Raw genomic sequence first — 14,523 nt, 5'->3', positions numbered from 1 at the left:
CGAACCGACCCTCTGAGTACGTGAGCCGACCCTGTGAGTACGTGAGCCGACCGGGTGGGTACGTGAGCTGGGGTGGGTCAGTCGAGGGGGCGGGCGCCCAGGTGCTCGGAGAGGAGTTTGCGGGCCAGCTCGTCCGGGTCCTGGTCCGGTGGGGGCGGGGGTGGCGGCGGGGCCGGGCTGGCGTCCTCGTTGTAGAGGTCCTCGTCGTCCTCGTCGGTGGGTTCCGGGGGGAGCGGGATGTCCGGCTCGGCCGTCGTGACCTTGGGCCGGGCCGGGGGTGACGGTGGGGTCGCCGGGCGGGCCGCCGGGGCGGCGGGGGCGGGGGCCGCGGCCGCCGACTGGCGTGTGAACGACCGCTCCGGCGCCGGTGCCGCCTGGTGCGGACGGGCCGCGGCCGGGGCCGCCGATGCCGTGCCGTGGACGCAGCGGACCTGCCAGTCGCCGCCCAGGACGTCGGTCAGGGCGCCGGCGATCTTGCGGGCGTTGTCCTGGTCGGACAGCCGGCGGGCCAGCGGCTCGGACTTGTGGGTCAGCGTCAGGGAGTTGCCCTCGACGCTCGCCACCGTGGCCTGGGTCAGCATCGCCTCGAGGCTGCGGCCGCCGGTGAACTTGCGCAGCGCGGTCATCAGCTGCGGCCACACGTTCCGGATCGCGGCGGCGTCCATCCCGCCCGCCGCCGGCGCCTTCGGTGCAGCCGGCGCCGCCGGAGCGGCCGCCGCGTCCGGAGCGGCCGTGCCGCCGTCCGCGGCCGCCGGTGCGCCACCACCGGGCGTGCGCGGAGCACTCCAGCCCCCATCGGCCGGAGCAGCCGCCGCGGGCTCGGGCTTCGCGACCGGCGCCGGAGCCGGTTCGCTGACGGCCGGGCGGCCGGGCGGCTTGACCGGCTCGGGCACCGGTGCCGGCCCCGCCGACGTCGTCCGCTGCGACGGCCTCGAAAACTCGCGTTCCGGCGCCGCGCGCACCGGCGGCTCGACGCCACCTTCCGCGGGCGCGCCGCCTCCGCCGGCCAGGGTCGCGCGGCGCTCGAGCCGCTCGATCCGGGCCAGCAGCGCCGTTTCCGCCTCGGTGACCGACGGCAGCAGCATCCGCGCGCACAGCAGCTCGAGCACGAGCCGGGGCGACGTCGCGCCGCGCATCTCCAGGAGTCCATTGTGGACGATGTCGGCGTAGCGCGAGAGGGTGGCCAGGCCGATCCGCTCGGCCTGCGCGACCATCCGCGACAGCTCCTCCTCGGGCGCGGACACCAGCCCGCCCGCGGACTCCGGTACCGCGCGCAGCAGCACCAGGTCGCGCAGCCGGTCGAGCAGGTCGGTCGCGAACCGGCGCGGGTCGTGGCCCGCCTCGGTGAGCTTCTCCACCGTGCCGAACACCGTCGCGGCGTCCTCGGTCGCCAGGGCGTCGACCATGTCGTCGATCAGCGCGACGTCGGTGACGCCCAGCAGCGAGACCGCCCGCGAGTACGAAACGCCTTCCGGCCCGGCGCCGGCGAGCAGCTGGTCGAGCACCGACTGCGTGTCACGCGCCGACCCGCCGCCCGCGCGGATGACCAGCGGGTACACCGCCGGCTCGACCTCGACGCCCTCGGCCGCGATGTTGCGCTCCAGCAGGCTGCGCATCGAGCCCGGCGGGATCAGCCGGAACGGGTAGTGGTGCGTGCGCGAGCGGATGGTGGTCAGCACCTTGTCCGGCTCGGTCGTCGCGAAGATGAAGATGACGTGCTCGGGCGGCTCTTCCACGATCTTCAGCAGGGCGTTGAAGCCCTGCGTGGTGACCATGTGCGCCTCGTCGATGATGAACACGCGGTAGCGCGACTCGGCCGGCGCGTAGAACGCCTTGTCCCGCAGCTCGCGGGCGTCGTCGACACCACCGTGGCTCGCCGCGTCGAGCTCCGTGACGTCGACGCTGCCCGGGCCTTCGGGCGCCAGCGCGCGGCACGAGTTGCACTCGCCGCACGGGTCCGGCGTCGGGCCCTTGGCGCAGTTCAGCGAGCGCGCCATGATGCGCGCGCTCGACGTCTTGCCGCAGCCGCGCGGGCCCGAAAAGAGGTAGGCGTGGTTGATCCGCCCGGCGGACAGCGCCGTGCGGAGGGGATCGGTCACATGCTCCTGACCGACGACCTCGGCGAAGGTCGCCGGACGGTACTTGCGGTACAGCGCGAGAGCCACCTCGCGAGGGTACCGGGCACCACCGACAACCTTCGCCGTGCGGTCAGTGGACCAGCGCGGCCGCCTCGGCGACCAGAGCGTTCACCTGGGTGACGTGCGCGGCCGTGAACGCGTCACGCGCCCGCGCCTTCGGCAGCTCGACGTCCAGGTACTGCTGCAGGGCCGAGTCCGGCCCGTCGAGGACGCCCTGCGCGACCGCGACGACCTCCGGCCCCTCGCCCAGGGTCCGGGTGGCGTAGATGTCCAGGTCGATCAGGTGCGCGGTGTACCGGCCGGTGGCCAGGAACTCGCGCAGGTCGGCCACCGTGCCGTCGAGCGCCTTCTGCGCCCACGACTTCGTCGCCGGGCCGCCGGCCGCCATGACCTGGGCGACCTCGACGCGGTCGTCGGTGTCGCGGCCCGGGTAGTCACCGGTCCGCAGCAGCGCGGCGACCCCGGCGTACGGGCCGGCGAGCGCGTCACGAGCCGCCTGGCGCAGGCCCGGGCGGGCGTTCGGGTCCGCCGCGATCGCCGAGACGGCGGCGCGGTCGTCGGACTCCTGCGCGACGGCGAGGCCGCTGCGCACGAACGTGACGACGTCGTCTTCGGAGCCGCTCAGCGCGGCGCGGGCGGCGTTCTTGACCGCGGCACCGCCGTTGCGCAGGAGGTAGACGGACGCCTTGCGGCCGTTCGGCACGGTCAGCGCCGGGTCGGCCGCGTCGGTGAGCAGCTTGTCGTTGTCCGCCTTGGCCTGCGCGGCGCGGGCGGCGGCCTCGCGGGCCTGCTGCTGCGCGGCCGCCTCGGCACCCGCGGCGGCCCGCCCGTCCTGCTGGTTCTTGGCCTGCTGGGCGGCGAGCCGGTCGGTGTTCGCCTGGCGCGCGTCCGCGGCGATCTTCGCGGCCTTCTCCGCGGCGAGCTTCACGACCAGGGGCCGGTGGCCGGCCGCGGCCGCCTTGGCCCCGTCGAGCTGGCCCTGGACCGCGGTGAGTTCGGTGTCGTAGTTCGCCGCGACCTGCCGCCAGAGGGACAGGAAGTACCGGACGTCCGCCGGCGTGCCGTCGAGCGCGGTCTGCGCGGCGGCCTTGACCTCCGGGCCGCCGGCGGCCATGGCCTGGTTGACCGTGATCCGGTCGTCGACGTCCTTCGCCTGCTGCAGGCCGGTCTCCAGGAAGGCGCGGACGTCGGCGGGCGTGCCGTCGAGCGCCTTCTGGGCCCGGGCGTTGACGGTCGGGCCGCCGGCGCTCATGGCCTGGCCGACGGCGATCCGGTCGTCGGCGATCTTGGCCAGCGCCAGGCCGCGGGCGAGGTACGCGCGGATGTCGTCCTGGGTGCCGTTGAGCGCTTCCTGGGCAGTGCGCTTGGTGACCGGGCCGCCGGCGGACAGGGCCTGGGTGACGAGGACCCGCTCGTCGTCGTTCTGCGCCTGCTGACGGCCGGTGGCCAGGAAGGCCGCGAGGTCGGCGGGCGAGCCGAGCAACGCCGCTTCGGCGGCCCGCGCCACGCCGGGACCGCCGGTCTCCAGCAGGGAGACGGCCTGCGCCCGGTCGGGCAGTTCGGCGGCGCCCGCGGGCGCCGCGAAGACGCCGGCGGCGAGCGCCGCCGCTACGATTACTGCGTTTGCACGCAAGGTGAAACCCCCTCGATCGATGATCGTTCCGTTCCCTTATCGCCGGGACGGTCGGAATGTTTCCGATAACCTCGGATGTCGTGAGTCGTACGCGGAAGGCGGATCCGCAGCCCGGGCGGTATCCGGTGCGCTTCGGCACGGCGGAGCTGGTCCGCGACGCCGACCGCGGCAACGCCTGGCTGGTCTCGGTGGACGGCGTCGCGCAGTCCTACGTCGACCTCGACGACCCGGCCCACCTGGAGTTCGACTACGTCCGCCGGTTCGGCGACGTGGTGGACCGCCTGCCGCCGGGCCCGCTGGACGCGCTCCACATCGGCGGCGCGGCGTGCACGCTGCCGCGGTACGTCGCGGCGTCGCGCCCGGGCTCGCGCCAGCTGGTGTTCGACGCCGACGGGGAGCTGGTGGAGCTGGTCCGCGCGCAGCTGGGCCTGCGGATCCCGGGCCTGCGCGTCCGGGTGACGGACGGCCGCGAGGGCCTGGCGACCCGCCGTCCCGGATCGGCGGACCTGGTGGTGGTGGACGCGTTCGAGCGGGCGACCCTGGCCGGCGGCCTGGCCACGCTGGAGGCGACGCGGGCGATCGCGGAAATCCTCCGCGGCCACGGCCTCTACCTGGCGAACATCACGGACGGCTCGGGCCTCCCGTTCGCCCGCCGCTTCCTGGCGACGCTGCTGGAGGTGTTCCCGGAGGCGCTGCTCCTGGCGGACCCCGGAGTGTTGCGCGGCCGCCGGTTCGGCAACCTGGTCCTGGCGGCCTCGGCAGCGGAGCTCCCCGCGGCGGAGATCGCACAGCGAACGGCGTCGGCGGCGTTCCCGGCGCGCTGCGTGTGGGGCGAGGAGCTGCGAAAACTGGCAGGCAAGGCGGCGCCAATCACGGACGCGGACGCACCAACACCCCCGAGCCCCCCAGACGACGTACTGGGCCTCTTCTGAGCCCCAACGCCCCACCAGTGCGCTCGCCCCCGGCAGCGGACCCCGGCAGCAGCGGTAGCCGGCGGGGGGCGCGGCAGCGCTCCCAAGCCGCGGGAAAGGCACCGTGGGGGTCCGGGGGCTCGGCCCCCGGGTGAAACGACGAAGTGAAGACCCGGCGAAGGGGCGAAGCCCCGAGAGCCGGTGACGGAACAAAGGGGACCCCGCGCACCCGTCAGAGCCTGCTTATCCTTGCTGCCTTCCGGCCCTGGGGAGGTTCACAGGGTGGACGCCGCGCGGGGTCCGTGGATCAGTGTAGCGAAGTCCTCTCAGGCCCCCGCACCTGCCTGGGCGCGGGCCCGCTTGAACGTGTTGTGCAACACCGCCAGCAGCGCGTCCCGCACCGAGAGCTTCTTCCGCGCGTCGAACGTGATCAGCGGGACGTCCTCGCTCACCGCGAGGGCCCAGCGCACGTCCTCCAGGTTGTGGCCCAGCGATCCGTCGAACATGTTCACCGCCACCACGAACGGCAGGCCCGCGTTCTCGAAGTAGTCGACCGCCGGGTAGCAGTCGTCCATGCGGCGGGTGTCCACGATCACCAGGGCGCCGAGCGCGCCGTGGACCAGGTCCTGCCACATGAAGCCGAAGCGGTCCTGGCCCGGGGTGCCGAACAGGTACAGCTTCACCTCTTCGTCGATCGTGATGCAGCCGAAGTCCAGGGCCACCGTCGTGGTGGTCTTGGCCGGGACGTGGCCGGTGTTGTCCGCGGACATGGAGGTGATCGCGGCCTCGGTCGTCAGGGGCTTGATCTCCGAGATGGACGACACCGCCGTCGTCTTGCCGACGCCGAAGCCGCCCGCGATGACGATCTTGACCGGGGCCGGCGGCCGCGCGCCCGGTTCAGTGAATGGCTTCGAGTCCACGAATGACCCTTTCGATCATGCCGAGGTCGTGCGAGTTGTGGTTGCCCGGGCGGCGGACGACGACGTAGCCCAGTTCGGCGAGGTCGGCCACCAGCACCCTGGCCACGCCGATGTGCAGCCCGAGCATCGCGGCCACCTCGGCGACGGACATCGTGTTCCGGCAGAGGGAAACGATTTCCTGGCGTTCGAACGTGAGCTTCGGGTGCGAAGCCGCGCCGAGGCGGGAGGTCATGACCTGCGCCTCGATCTCGAGGCTCTGGTCGACCGGCTGCGCCCGTCCCGAGGTCATCAGGTACGGCCGCAGGAGCGAAGGCTCTTCGGTCATCACGACCCCACGGTGTTCTTGAGCTCCTCGATCAGGCCCGGCGTGAGCACTTCGGTGGCGCGGTTGGCGAACATCGCCATCTCGTAGGCGATGGTGCCGAGGCTGGCCTGCTTGTTGGCCAGCACGCCGAGCGAACAGCCGATGCTGATCGTGCAGACGAGCAGGTAGCCGTGCTCGAGCTCGATGATCACCTTGTCCGGCGAGCCGAGCGGGTGGCTTTCGGAGACGCCGTGGGCGAGGCCGAGCATCGCGGAGGAGATCGCGGCGAGCCGGTCGGCGTTGGAGCGCTCGAGCTCCGTCGACATGGCGATCAGGAGGCCGTCGGCCGAGACCGCGATGGCGGCTATCGCGCCCGCGGTGTGCTGCGCGAAGCGGCTCACCAGCCAGTTGAAGTTCTGGGCTTCGACACTGACACCAGGTGCGGGGATGCTCATTTCCTGCTCTCTTCTCCTCGTTCCATCACACGACCGGCGACCACGCCTTGGGGCGGGCTGTCTGCCGTCACGACGTCCGCCTTGGCCAGGCCGGCGGCGAACGCGTCGAATGCCGCCCGCTCGGCCGCCGGGTCCCGCCGGGTGCGGTTCGCGACGGCTCGGGCGATCGGCCGCCCCGCGGGCTGCTGCCGCAGGCCGGGGGCGAGCTGGGCGCCGGGGACGCGGCGGATCAGGCCGTCCCTCGACTGCGGGGGCGCCGCGGCGATCGGCGCGGTGACGAGCGTGCGGACGGCGGGCATCGCCGACTCCCCCGGCACGCGCGTCGGCAGGCCCGCGCCGTCGTCCGGCGAAGAAACGGGCGCCACGGCCGCGGTCACCAGGGTCGGCGGCGCGGACGGCGGTTCGGCCGACATCGCGCTGACCTCGGCGGCCTTCGCGAAAGCGAGCTCGAAACCGTCCATCGCGGCCTTGGTGGCCTCGGGGTCGTGCCGCGGCTTGTCCTCCGCCACCGGGGTCGACGTGCCCGGGCTGGGCAGCTGGGCACCACGGACCCGGCGGCGCAGGCCGCCGCGGACTTCGGCGGCCGCCGGTTCCGGTTCCGCGGCCGGCTCGACGTCGGGTTCGGCGTCCGGCCACACCGGTTCCAGCTCGCGGAACCAGCGGAAACCGTTGCCCAGGCCGAGCAGCGCCGGGATGGCCGGCGCCGGCAGCTCGGCGGGCCGCGCGCGGACCGGTTCCGGTTCGGGCGCGGGCGGCCGGAAACTGTCCGAATCGGACAGACTGGCCGGCGTCGCGTGCCGCGGGGGCGACGACACGGCCTGCTCCGGGATCACCGGCTTCGGCTCGGCCTTCGGGCGCAGCGCGGTGCGGTGGCTGAACAGCGACGGCGGGATGGTCAGCCGCGCGGTCACGCCGCCGGTGGTCGGCGTCGCGAGCAGCTCGACGCCCAGCTCGTGGCGCCGCGCCAGGCGGCCGACCACGAACAGGCCGAGCACACTGGTCGGCGCGAGCTCCAGGCGTTCGCGCTCGACGAGCCGCTGGTTCTCCTCGGCCAGCTTCTCCGCGGTCATGCCGATGCCGTGGTCGACGATGCTCACCAGGAGGGCGCCGTCGGCCAGCTGCATGGTGTCGACCTCGACCATCGAGCCCGGCGGCGAGAACGACGTCGCGTTCTCCAGCAGCTCGGCGAACACCAGCACCAGGTCGGCACCGAGGGCCGACGACAGCAGGATGTCCGCGACGACGCCGAGCTTGACGCGCTGGTAGTCCTCGATCTCCGCGAGCGCCGACCGCAGGGCCGTGGACAGCTCGATCGGGCCGGCGATCCGGGTCTCGTCGCGGGTGCCGGAGACGACCAGCAGGTTGTCCGCGTTCCGGCGCAGGCGGGTGGAGAGGTGGTCGAGCCGGTAGAGGCTGGCCAGCAGCCGGGTGTCCTGCTCGTTGCGCTCGACCTCGTCGATCAGGGCCAGCTGGCGGCCGACGAGGTTCTGCGTGCGCTTGGCGACGTTCGCGAACATCAGGCTGGTGTTGCGCCGGGTGAGGGCCTGGCGTTCGACCAGCTCGGCCGCGGTGGTCTGGACCCGGTTGAACGCCGCGGCCAGCTTGCCCAGCTCGTCGCCGGAGACGACGTCGATGGTGGCCAGCCGCGGGATCTGCGCCTCGGCCTCCTCGGTGTCGGTCACGCGGACGAGCTCGGTGCCGGCCAGGTCGGCGACCGACGTCGCCGCGGTGGTCAGCTGGCGCAGCGGGCCGGCGATCGAGCGGGACACCGCGACGGCGAGGAAGGCGACCAGCAGGAACAGCCCGCCGGCGCCGAGGCCGACCGTCCAGGCCAGCCGGGTGGCGTCCGCGGCGCGGCCGTTCGCCGCGTCGGCGATCTCGCCGATGACTCGTTCCTGCACCAGTTTCCGCTGGCTCGCCTGGCTTTCCGACGTGGCGAGCACGTCGGTGACGTACTGGGTGGTGCCCGAGGTGGTGCGCGGGTTGCCGATCTGGGCGGCGAGCTCCTCGATCCGGCGGCCGGCGTCACTCGCCTCGACGTTGACGACCAGGGACGCCTGCTCGCTGTCGGTCTCGTCGTCGGCCTGCTGGACGAACCGGTCGGTGAAGATCGGCGCCTGCTGGGTCGCGTCGTCCAGGATCGGCCGGCCGGCCTCCGGCGACACCGCGGTCACGATCAACGCCATGCCCCGCAACGAGTTTTCCTCGTTCGCGCGCAGCAGCGCCTCCAGCGCCGACAGCTCCCTGGTGCCCTCCGCGTCGTCGGTGAGCTGCGGGACCAGCCGCAGCGAGTCGATCACCGCGCCGATCACCGCGTGGTAGGAACGCGCGACGCTGTCGAGCGCGACACCGCGGCGTTCGGCATTCTGCCGCAGCTCGGCCAGCGAGCCGATCCGGGTCAGCGCGGCGGACAGCTCGTCGGGCGCGTCGGGCCCGAGCGACGACCGCACCTGCTCGACCGCCGCGTCGACCGTCTTCCGCTGCTGGAGCATCTGGTCGGCCGGCATCGACGGCATGGCCACGAAGGCGCCGGTCTGCAGCCGTTCGCGCTGCAGCTGCCAGACCAGCCCGCCGAGCTGCTGCGTGTACCGCGCCACGGTCGCCGACTGGTCGGCCGCGCCGGCGCTGTTCGCCTGCGTCAGCACGAACGGCACCGACACCAGCACCACCGCGACCAGCGGGGGCAGCAGCAGCAGGTTCAGTTTGCCGCGAATGCCGAGCCGGGCGAGAAAACCCCCGCCGCCCGCCGGTTTCGCGGTCGACCTGCCGTGCCTCATCCCGCCACCTTCCCGTCTTGCGTTCTCACTCGACCGCGGCCACCCGGCTGACGTGACCCCGGTGCTGCTCCCGGACCAGGTCCTCGATCCGGGCGCGCAGCGCGAGGAAGCGCGGTTCGCGCTTCACCGCCAGGTCGCGTCCGGCCGGCAGCGCCACCTCGACGTCCGCGGCGATCCGGCCCGGGTCGGAGGCGAGCACCACCACCCGGCCGCCGAGGAAGACCGCTTCCTCGACGTCGTGGGTGACCATCAGCACCGTGGTGCCGGTGTCGGCCCACACCTGGCGGATGAGCACCTGCATGTCCTCTTTGGTCTGGACGTCCAGCGCGCCGAAGGGTTCGTCCAGCAGCAGAACTTCCGGCTCGCACGCCAGGGCCCGCGCGATCGCGACGCGCTGCTTCTGGCCGCCGGAGAGCTGCTTCGGCAGCGACCTGCGCACGCCGTTCAGCCCGGTTTCGGCGAGGTACCAGTCCACCCGCTCGGCACGGTCGGCCGGGTCGAGCGAAAGCAGCTCGAGTCCGAACGCGACGTTCTTCTCGACGGTGCGCCACGGGTAGAGCGCGCCGGCCTGGAAGACGAGCCCGCGGTCCGGGCCGGGCCCGGTGACGGGGACGCCGTCGAGCACGATCTCGCCCTCGGTCGGCCGGCTGAGCCCGGCCACCAGCGACAGCAGCGTCGACTTGCCCGAGCCGCTCGCGCCGACGACGCAGACGAACTCGCCGCGCAGCACTTCGAGGTCCACGCCGTCGAGGGCGCGCGTCACCTTGCCGCGGACGGTGTAGTCCTTCGCGACGTTCCGCAGTTCCAGCGTCATGCCGCCCACTTCCCGACCCGCGTGCGCAGCAGGCGCAGCAGGACGTCGATGACGAGCCCGGCGACCCCGATGACCACGAGCACCGCGAAGATCTTGTCCGTCTGCAGGAACCGCTGCGCGCGGACGATCCGGTAGCCGAGGCCGGCCGAGGAGTTGATCAGCTCGGCGACGACCACGAAGTTCCACGCCGCGGCGGCGTTGACCCGGATCGCGTCGATCATGCCCGGCAGCGAGTGCGGCACGACGATCTTGCGCAGCACCTCGCCGCGGCGCGCGCCGAGCGTGTAGGAGACGTCGAGCAGCGCGTTCGGCACGCCGCGGACGACGTCGGCGGTCATCAGCGTGTTGAAGAAGACCGTCCCGATGAACAGGATGGCGATCTTCGACGGCTCGCCGAGGCCGAGCCAGATGATCAGCAGCGGGATGAACGCGCTCGCCGGCAGGTAGCGCAGCAGCCCGATCAGCGGCTCGAAGAACGCCTGCCCGGCGGTGAACGTCCCCATCAGGATGCCCAGCGGGACCGAGACCAGCACCGCGAGGCCGAACCCTTCGAGCACCCGCTGGGTCGTCGCCCAGAGGTCGTCGAAGAGCTCGCCGGTGCCCGCCATGTCCAGCCCGGCCTTGAGCACGGCGGCCGGCGACGGCAGGAACGTCGAGTCGACGGCGCCGCTGACGCTCAGCACGACCCACGCGAGGAACGGGATCGCGAACGAGAGCACCGCCAGCGTCCAGCGGGCCGACGCGGAAATGGGCGCCCGCAACGAGAACAGCGGCGAGGCGGCCTTCGGCGTGGACCGCCGCGGCAGCGGTCCCCACGCCGGGCGGCCCCGGCCGGACTCGTGCTCCTCGGCGAGCCGCTGCTCGGCCTCCAGTGCCTCGGCGGCGCGTTCGTCGGCCGCCGAGGCCCGGGTGGTGCGCTGGGTCGGACCGGTCACTGGGGCGCGGCCTTCACGAACTGGTCGTCGAACAGCCCGTCGAGCGACGGCCGCTGCTGGGCGAGGCCGGTCCCGACGATGAAGTCGACGATCTTGTTCGCCTGGAAGTCGAGGTGCTGCGGGGTGACGCCCGGGGTGAACGCGTCGAGGTTCTGCTGGCGCGTGAAGATCGTGGTGCCGGCGTCGTAGCTCTTGTAGTCCGCGTCGGACACGCCACCGCGCTTGGCCATGATCTTCACGGCCGCGTCCTTGTTGGCCTTGATCCAGGCCAGCGTCTCGAACCAGGTGTTGACGAGCGCCTGCACGTCCTTCGGGTGGTCCTTGACCAGCTTCTGCGACGTGACGAGGTGGTCCGGGATGGCGCCGGGGAACTCGGCCGACGACGAGATCGCGCGGCTGCCCGGGCGCTCGAGGGCCTTCGACGTGAACGGCGCGAACGCGGCGACCGCGTCGACCTGGTTGCCGGCGAAGGCGGCCGCGGCGGCGTCGGTCGGCAGGTTGACGAGCTGGATGTCCTTTTCGGTCAGTTTCGCCGACTGCAGCGCGAGCAGCAGCAGGTAGTGGTCGACCGCGCCCTGCTCGACGGCGACCTTCTTGCCCTTGAGGTCGGCGATGCTGGTGATCCCGTCCCGCGCGATGATCTTGTCGTTGCCGGTGGAGTTGTCGTTCACCAGCACGATCGACAGCTTGGCGCCGCCGGACACCGACGAAAGCGTGTCGTTGAGGGTCTGGCTGTTGGCGTCGATGGCGCCGCTGGAGAGGGCGTTGATGCTGTCGGTGTAGTTGTCGAAGTACTTGAGGTCGACGTTCACGCCGTTCTTGGCGAACAGGCCCTGTTCCTGCGCCACCTGCCAGGGGAACCAGCCCGGCCAGGCGCTGAACCCGAGGGTGATCTTGCCGCCGCTGCCCGAGGCGGCGCTGTCACTGCACCCCGAAAGCGCGGTGACCCCGGCGAGGGTCAGCAAGGTCAGGAGCACCGTCAGCAGACGGGGACGGGAACGGGAAATCACAACGAACTCCAGATGGCGGGGGAAGTGGAGTGGTGCCGTACCAATGGGGGAATTGCGGTGCTCAGGGCCACGGGCGGTGACGACGGGAAGGGTCAACGGGTCGAGCTGCGCCACCGCGCACGGTCATCGCTGCTCTCTTCCGGCCGCACCTGATCGGGTCATCGCGGGAGAACGCGGACAGGGAGCACCTGACGCCCAGTGAAATCCGGTCCACAACGCACCGGATCGGCCACCCCTGTCCCTCTCCCGGGCGAGAGCCTAGCGAGTAGCACAAGATCCCCACAACGCTGCTCATTACAGCCAAACGAGTGACCACCGAACAGGTTAAGCAGCAACATCACCAGCCGTGCGCGGGGTTCCTGTCGGCCGCCCGGTCAAAACTTCTTCCCGCACATCGCCGCCGACTAGGAAACGGAGAAGCCGAACAGTCGTTCGGAATGCCGCCCGCCGCGGCACCACTCGAACACTTGTCCGTATCCCGCCTTTATCGCACGGGGCGCCGATCCGCCGATACTTCCCGGACTGTTTACACGCCCGAAACAATTCGCCCGGCCCGGCGAATTTCTGTCAATCGATCGATTTCGACAGGTCGTAAACCGTCGTGCCGCCGGCGGTCACCGGCGCGAAGTTCTGCTCGACCCAGGCCTGGATCTCCCCGGCGGTCCCGCGTCCCCCACCGAAACCGCCCCGGCCGCCGGCGACGTAGTAGTGGATGTCGCCGTCGGCGACGTACCGCTGGAACTGCGCCAGCGTCGGCGCCGGGTCGCTGCCGCTGAAGCCGCCGATCGCGAGCACCGGGCGGCCGCTCGCCAGCGCCAGGCCCGCCGACTCCATGGCGCCGCTCTGCGCCGCGGCCCACTTCGTCGTGGTCCCCTCGAGCAGGTCGACCACCGCGCGGTCGGCCTGCCCGCCGCCGAAGCCGCGCGGGCCGCGTCCACTCGCGACCGCGGGACCGGACGACGGTGTCCCGCCGGAGTGCGCGGTCGCGGCCGTGGCGAAGGTGAAGGACGCCGTCCCGAGCAGGGCGCCGCAGAGGCCGAGCACGGCCACGGCCGGGCCGAGCCGCCGGAACCGGTCGGCGCCGAAGAGCAGCCCCGCGACCGCGGCGGCCCCGGCGACCAGGAGGGTGTAGCGCAGCCACGGCTGCCAGTCCGGCGTCCGGGCGAGCAGCACGAACCCCCAGACCGCGGTCACCGCGAGCATGACGGCGAGCACCGCGCGCGCCGCGAAGTTCGCCCGGCCGCGCCAGAGCTCCCGCGCGGAAATCCCGAGCGTGGCCGCGATTCCCGGAGCCAGCGCGACGGTGTAGTACGGGTGGATGATGCCGCTCATGTAGCTGAACACCAGCGCGGTGACGACCAGCCAGCCGCCCCACAGCAGCAGCGCCGCCCGCGTCCGGTCGGTGCGGGGCGCGCGCCGGGTGAACCACAGGCCGGCGGCCAGTCCGAGCACCGCGGCGGGCAGCAGCCACGACGCCTCGCCGCCGAACTCGCCGGAGAACAACCGCGTCAGGCCGGTCTGACCGCCGAAACCACCTCGGGCGCCGCCGGCGGGCAGCTCCAGCCCGGCGGGCGGGGTGAACGCGCGGCCACCGCCGCCACCGCCGCGGCCTTCGCCGAAGATCCGGCCGAGCCCGTTGTAGCCGAAGGCGAGTTCCAGCACGGTGTTGTCGGTGGAACCGCTGATGTAGGGCCGGTCCGCGACGGGCCACAGCGCGACGGCGGCGATCCACCAGCCGGCGGAGACGACCACCGCACCCGCCGCGGCGCACAGCTGCCCGATCCGGCGGCCGGGCGAGGTCGGCGCGGCGACGGCGTAGACCAGCACGAACGCGGGCAGCACGACGAAGGCCTGCAGCATCTTGTCGAGGAAGCCGAGCCCGATCGCGACCCCGGCGAGCAGCAGCCACTTCGTGCTCGCGTGTTCGAGGGCGCGCACGACGCAGTAGGCGCCGGCAACGAGCAGCAGCACGAGGAAGGCGTCGGGGTTGTCGTACCGGAACATGAGCGCGGCGACCGGCGTCAGCGCGAGCCCGGCCCCGGCGAGCAGCCCGGCCCCGGGCCCGGACAGCCGTCGCACGGCGAGGTAGAGCAGCCCGACCGAGGCGACCCCGGCGAGCGCGTCCGGCACCAGCAGGCTCCAGCTGGAGAAGCCGAAGAGCCGGCCGGACAACCCCATCACCCACAAGGAAAAGGGCGGTTTGTCGACGGTGACGACGTTGCCCGGATCGAGCGAGCCGAAGAACAGCGCCTTCCAGCTCCACGTGCCGGCCTGCACGGCCATCGCGTAGAAGTCGTTGGCCCACCCGGTCTTCGCCAGGTCCCACAGGTAGAGCAGCCCGGTCCCGAGCAGCAGCGCGGCCACGGAAGGGGTGACCCACCGGGGTTTCCGGGGCGCGGCGGGCGGCTGGGGCTGGGCGTGTGCGGGCGCCGACAGCGTGGTCGTCATGACGGCCACCGTGTCGGCCCGGGATGTGGTGAACTTGTGGCGAAGCTGTGCGTCAGCTGTGCATCGATCCCGAAGGGGTGGTCTGCCGCGGCCGGTCGTGAGTGGTAAGGAGGGTTAGAACCCGGCGCGAGTCCGACCCGTTCGGCCTGCAGGCCCGGGCGGCCGACGACCTCGCCGA

At 72.7% G+C, this 14,523-nt stretch carries 11 protein-coding genes and 1 other RNA gene; 1 reads left to right on the top strand and 11 read right to left on the bottom strand.

Going from position 1 to position 14,523, the window contains the following annotated elements; translation table 11 throughout:
* Positions 1 to 77 precede the first annotated feature (77 nt).
* Both ABZW17_RS36600 and ABZW17_RS36595 read right to left on the bottom strand, forming a co-directional pair.
* Positions 78 to 2,165 carry a DNA polymerase III subunit gamma and tau gene (locus tag ABZW17_RS36600; RefSeq protein ID WP_354824309.1) on the bottom strand — a complete coding sequence of 696 codons (2,088 nt, stop codon included), beginning with the start codon at positions 2,163 to 2,165 and terminating at the stop codon, positions 78 to 80.
* Between the two features lie 43 nt (positions 2,166 to 2,208).
* Positions 2,209 to 3,771, bottom strand: coding sequence for an ALF repeat-containing protein (locus tag ABZW17_RS36595; protein WP_354824307.1), 1,563 nt, complete (start codon positions 3,769 to 3,771; stop codon positions 2,209 to 2,211).
* Positions 3,772 to 3,827: 56 nt separating this feature from the next.
* Here ABZW17_RS36595 and ABZW17_RS36590 point away from each other — a divergent pair, with 56 nt between their 5' ends.
* A complete protein-coding gene (locus ABZW17_RS36590; protein WP_354824304.1) occupies positions 3,828 to 4,703 on the top strand; it encodes a fused MFS/spermidine synthase in 876 nt (291 codons plus the stop codon).
* Positions 4,704 to 4,892: 189 nt separating this feature from the next.
* On the opposite strand, the gene ffs is transcribed toward ABZW17_RS36590, so the two are convergent.
* The 9 genes from ffs to ABZW17_RS36545 form a co-directional block, all read right to left on the bottom strand.
* An RNA gene (ffs, locus tag ABZW17_RS36585) (signal recognition particle sRNA small type) lies at positions 4,893 to 4,987 on the bottom strand.
* 21 nt (positions 4,988 to 5,008) lie between these two features.
* Positions 5,009 to 5,602 (bottom strand): ATP/GTP-binding protein, encoded by a 594-nt coding sequence (locus ABZW17_RS36580; protein WP_354824301.1) that lies wholly within the window; start codon positions 5,600 to 5,602, stop codon positions 5,009 to 5,011.
* Positions 5,580 to 5,927, bottom strand: a complete 348-nt coding sequence (locus ABZW17_RS36575) for a DUF742 domain-containing protein (RefSeq protein ID WP_091319104.1) — start codon at positions 5,925 to 5,927, stop codon at positions 5,580 to 5,582. The genes ABZW17_RS36580 and ABZW17_RS36575 overlap by 23 nt, the downstream gene beginning before the upstream one ends.
* Positions 5,927 to 6,361: a roadblock/LC7 domain-containing protein gene (locus ABZW17_RS36570; protein WP_003061341.1), complete on the bottom strand. Its 435-nt coding sequence runs from the start codon at positions 6,359 to 6,361 to the stop codon at positions 5,927 to 5,929. Before ABZW17_RS36570 ends, ABZW17_RS36575 begins: the two co-directional genes overlap by 1 nt.
* On the bottom strand, positions 6,358 to 9,138 hold the full coding sequence (locus ABZW17_RS36565) for a nitrate- and nitrite sensing domain-containing protein (protein WP_354824298.1): 2,781 nt from the start codon (positions 9,136 to 9,138) through the stop codon (positions 6,358 to 6,360). The genes ABZW17_RS36570 and ABZW17_RS36565 overlap by 4 nt, the downstream gene beginning before the upstream one ends.
* Positions 9,139 to 9,163: 25 nt before the next feature.
* Positions 9,164 to 9,952, bottom strand: a complete 789-nt coding sequence (locus ABZW17_RS36560) for an ABC transporter ATP-binding protein (protein WP_354824296.1) — start codon at positions 9,950 to 9,952, stop codon at positions 9,164 to 9,166.
* A complete protein-coding gene (locus ABZW17_RS36555) occupies positions 9,949 to 10,887 on the bottom strand; it encodes an ABC transporter permease (protein WP_354824293.1) in 939 nt (312 codons plus the stop codon). Before ABZW17_RS36555 ends, ABZW17_RS36560 begins: the two co-directional genes overlap by 4 nt.
* The gene (locus tag ABZW17_RS36550; protein ID WP_354824290.1) at positions 10,884 to 11,897 is read right to left on the bottom strand and encodes an ABC transporter substrate-binding protein; all 1,014 of its coding nucleotides are present in this window, start codon (positions 11,895 to 11,897) and stop codon (positions 10,884 to 10,886) included. Before ABZW17_RS36550 ends, ABZW17_RS36555 begins: the two co-directional genes overlap by 4 nt.
* Positions 11,898 to 12,464: 567 nt before the next feature.
* On the bottom strand, positions 12,465 to 14,345 hold the full coding sequence (locus ABZW17_RS36545; protein WP_354824287.1) for a glycosyltransferase family 39 protein: 1,881 nt from the start codon (positions 14,343 to 14,345) through the stop codon (positions 12,465 to 12,467).
* Positions 14,346 to 14,523: the final 178 nt, after the last annotated feature.

The sequence above is a fragment of the Amycolatopsis sp. NPDC004625 genome, assembly GCF_040609695.1.
Classification (GTDB): Bacteria; Actinomycetota; Actinomycetes; order Mycobacteriales; family Pseudonocardiaceae; genus Amycolatopsis.
This window is presented reverse-complemented; position numbering and strand designations above follow the sequence as displayed.

Bases quoted from the DNA above. Each gene is read 5' to 3' on its own strand.
- ABZW17_RS36590 (WP_354824304.1), top strand. From the start codon at position 3,828: ATGTTTCCGATAACCTCGGATGTCGTGAGTCGTACGCGGAAGGCGGAT.
- ABZW17_RS36575 (WP_091319104.1), bottom strand. From the start codon at position 5,927: ATGACCGAAGAGCCTTCGCTCCTGCGGCCGTACCTGATGACCTCGGGA.
- ABZW17_RS36570 (WP_003061341.1), bottom strand. From the start codon at position 6,361: ATGAGCATCCCCGCACCTGGTGTCAGTGTCGAAGCCCAGAACTTCAAC.
- ABZW17_RS36565 (WP_354824298.1), bottom strand. From the start codon at position 9,138: ATGAGGCACGGCAGGTCGACCGCGAAACCGGCGGGCGGCGGGGGTTTT.
- ABZW17_RS36560 (WP_354824296.1), bottom strand. From the start codon at position 9,952: ATGACGCTGGAACTGCGGAACGTCGCGAAGGACTACACCGTCCGCGGC.
- ABZW17_RS36545 (WP_354824287.1), bottom strand. From the start codon at position 14,345: ATGACGACCACGCTGTCGGCGCCCGCACACGCCCAGCCCCAGCCGCCC.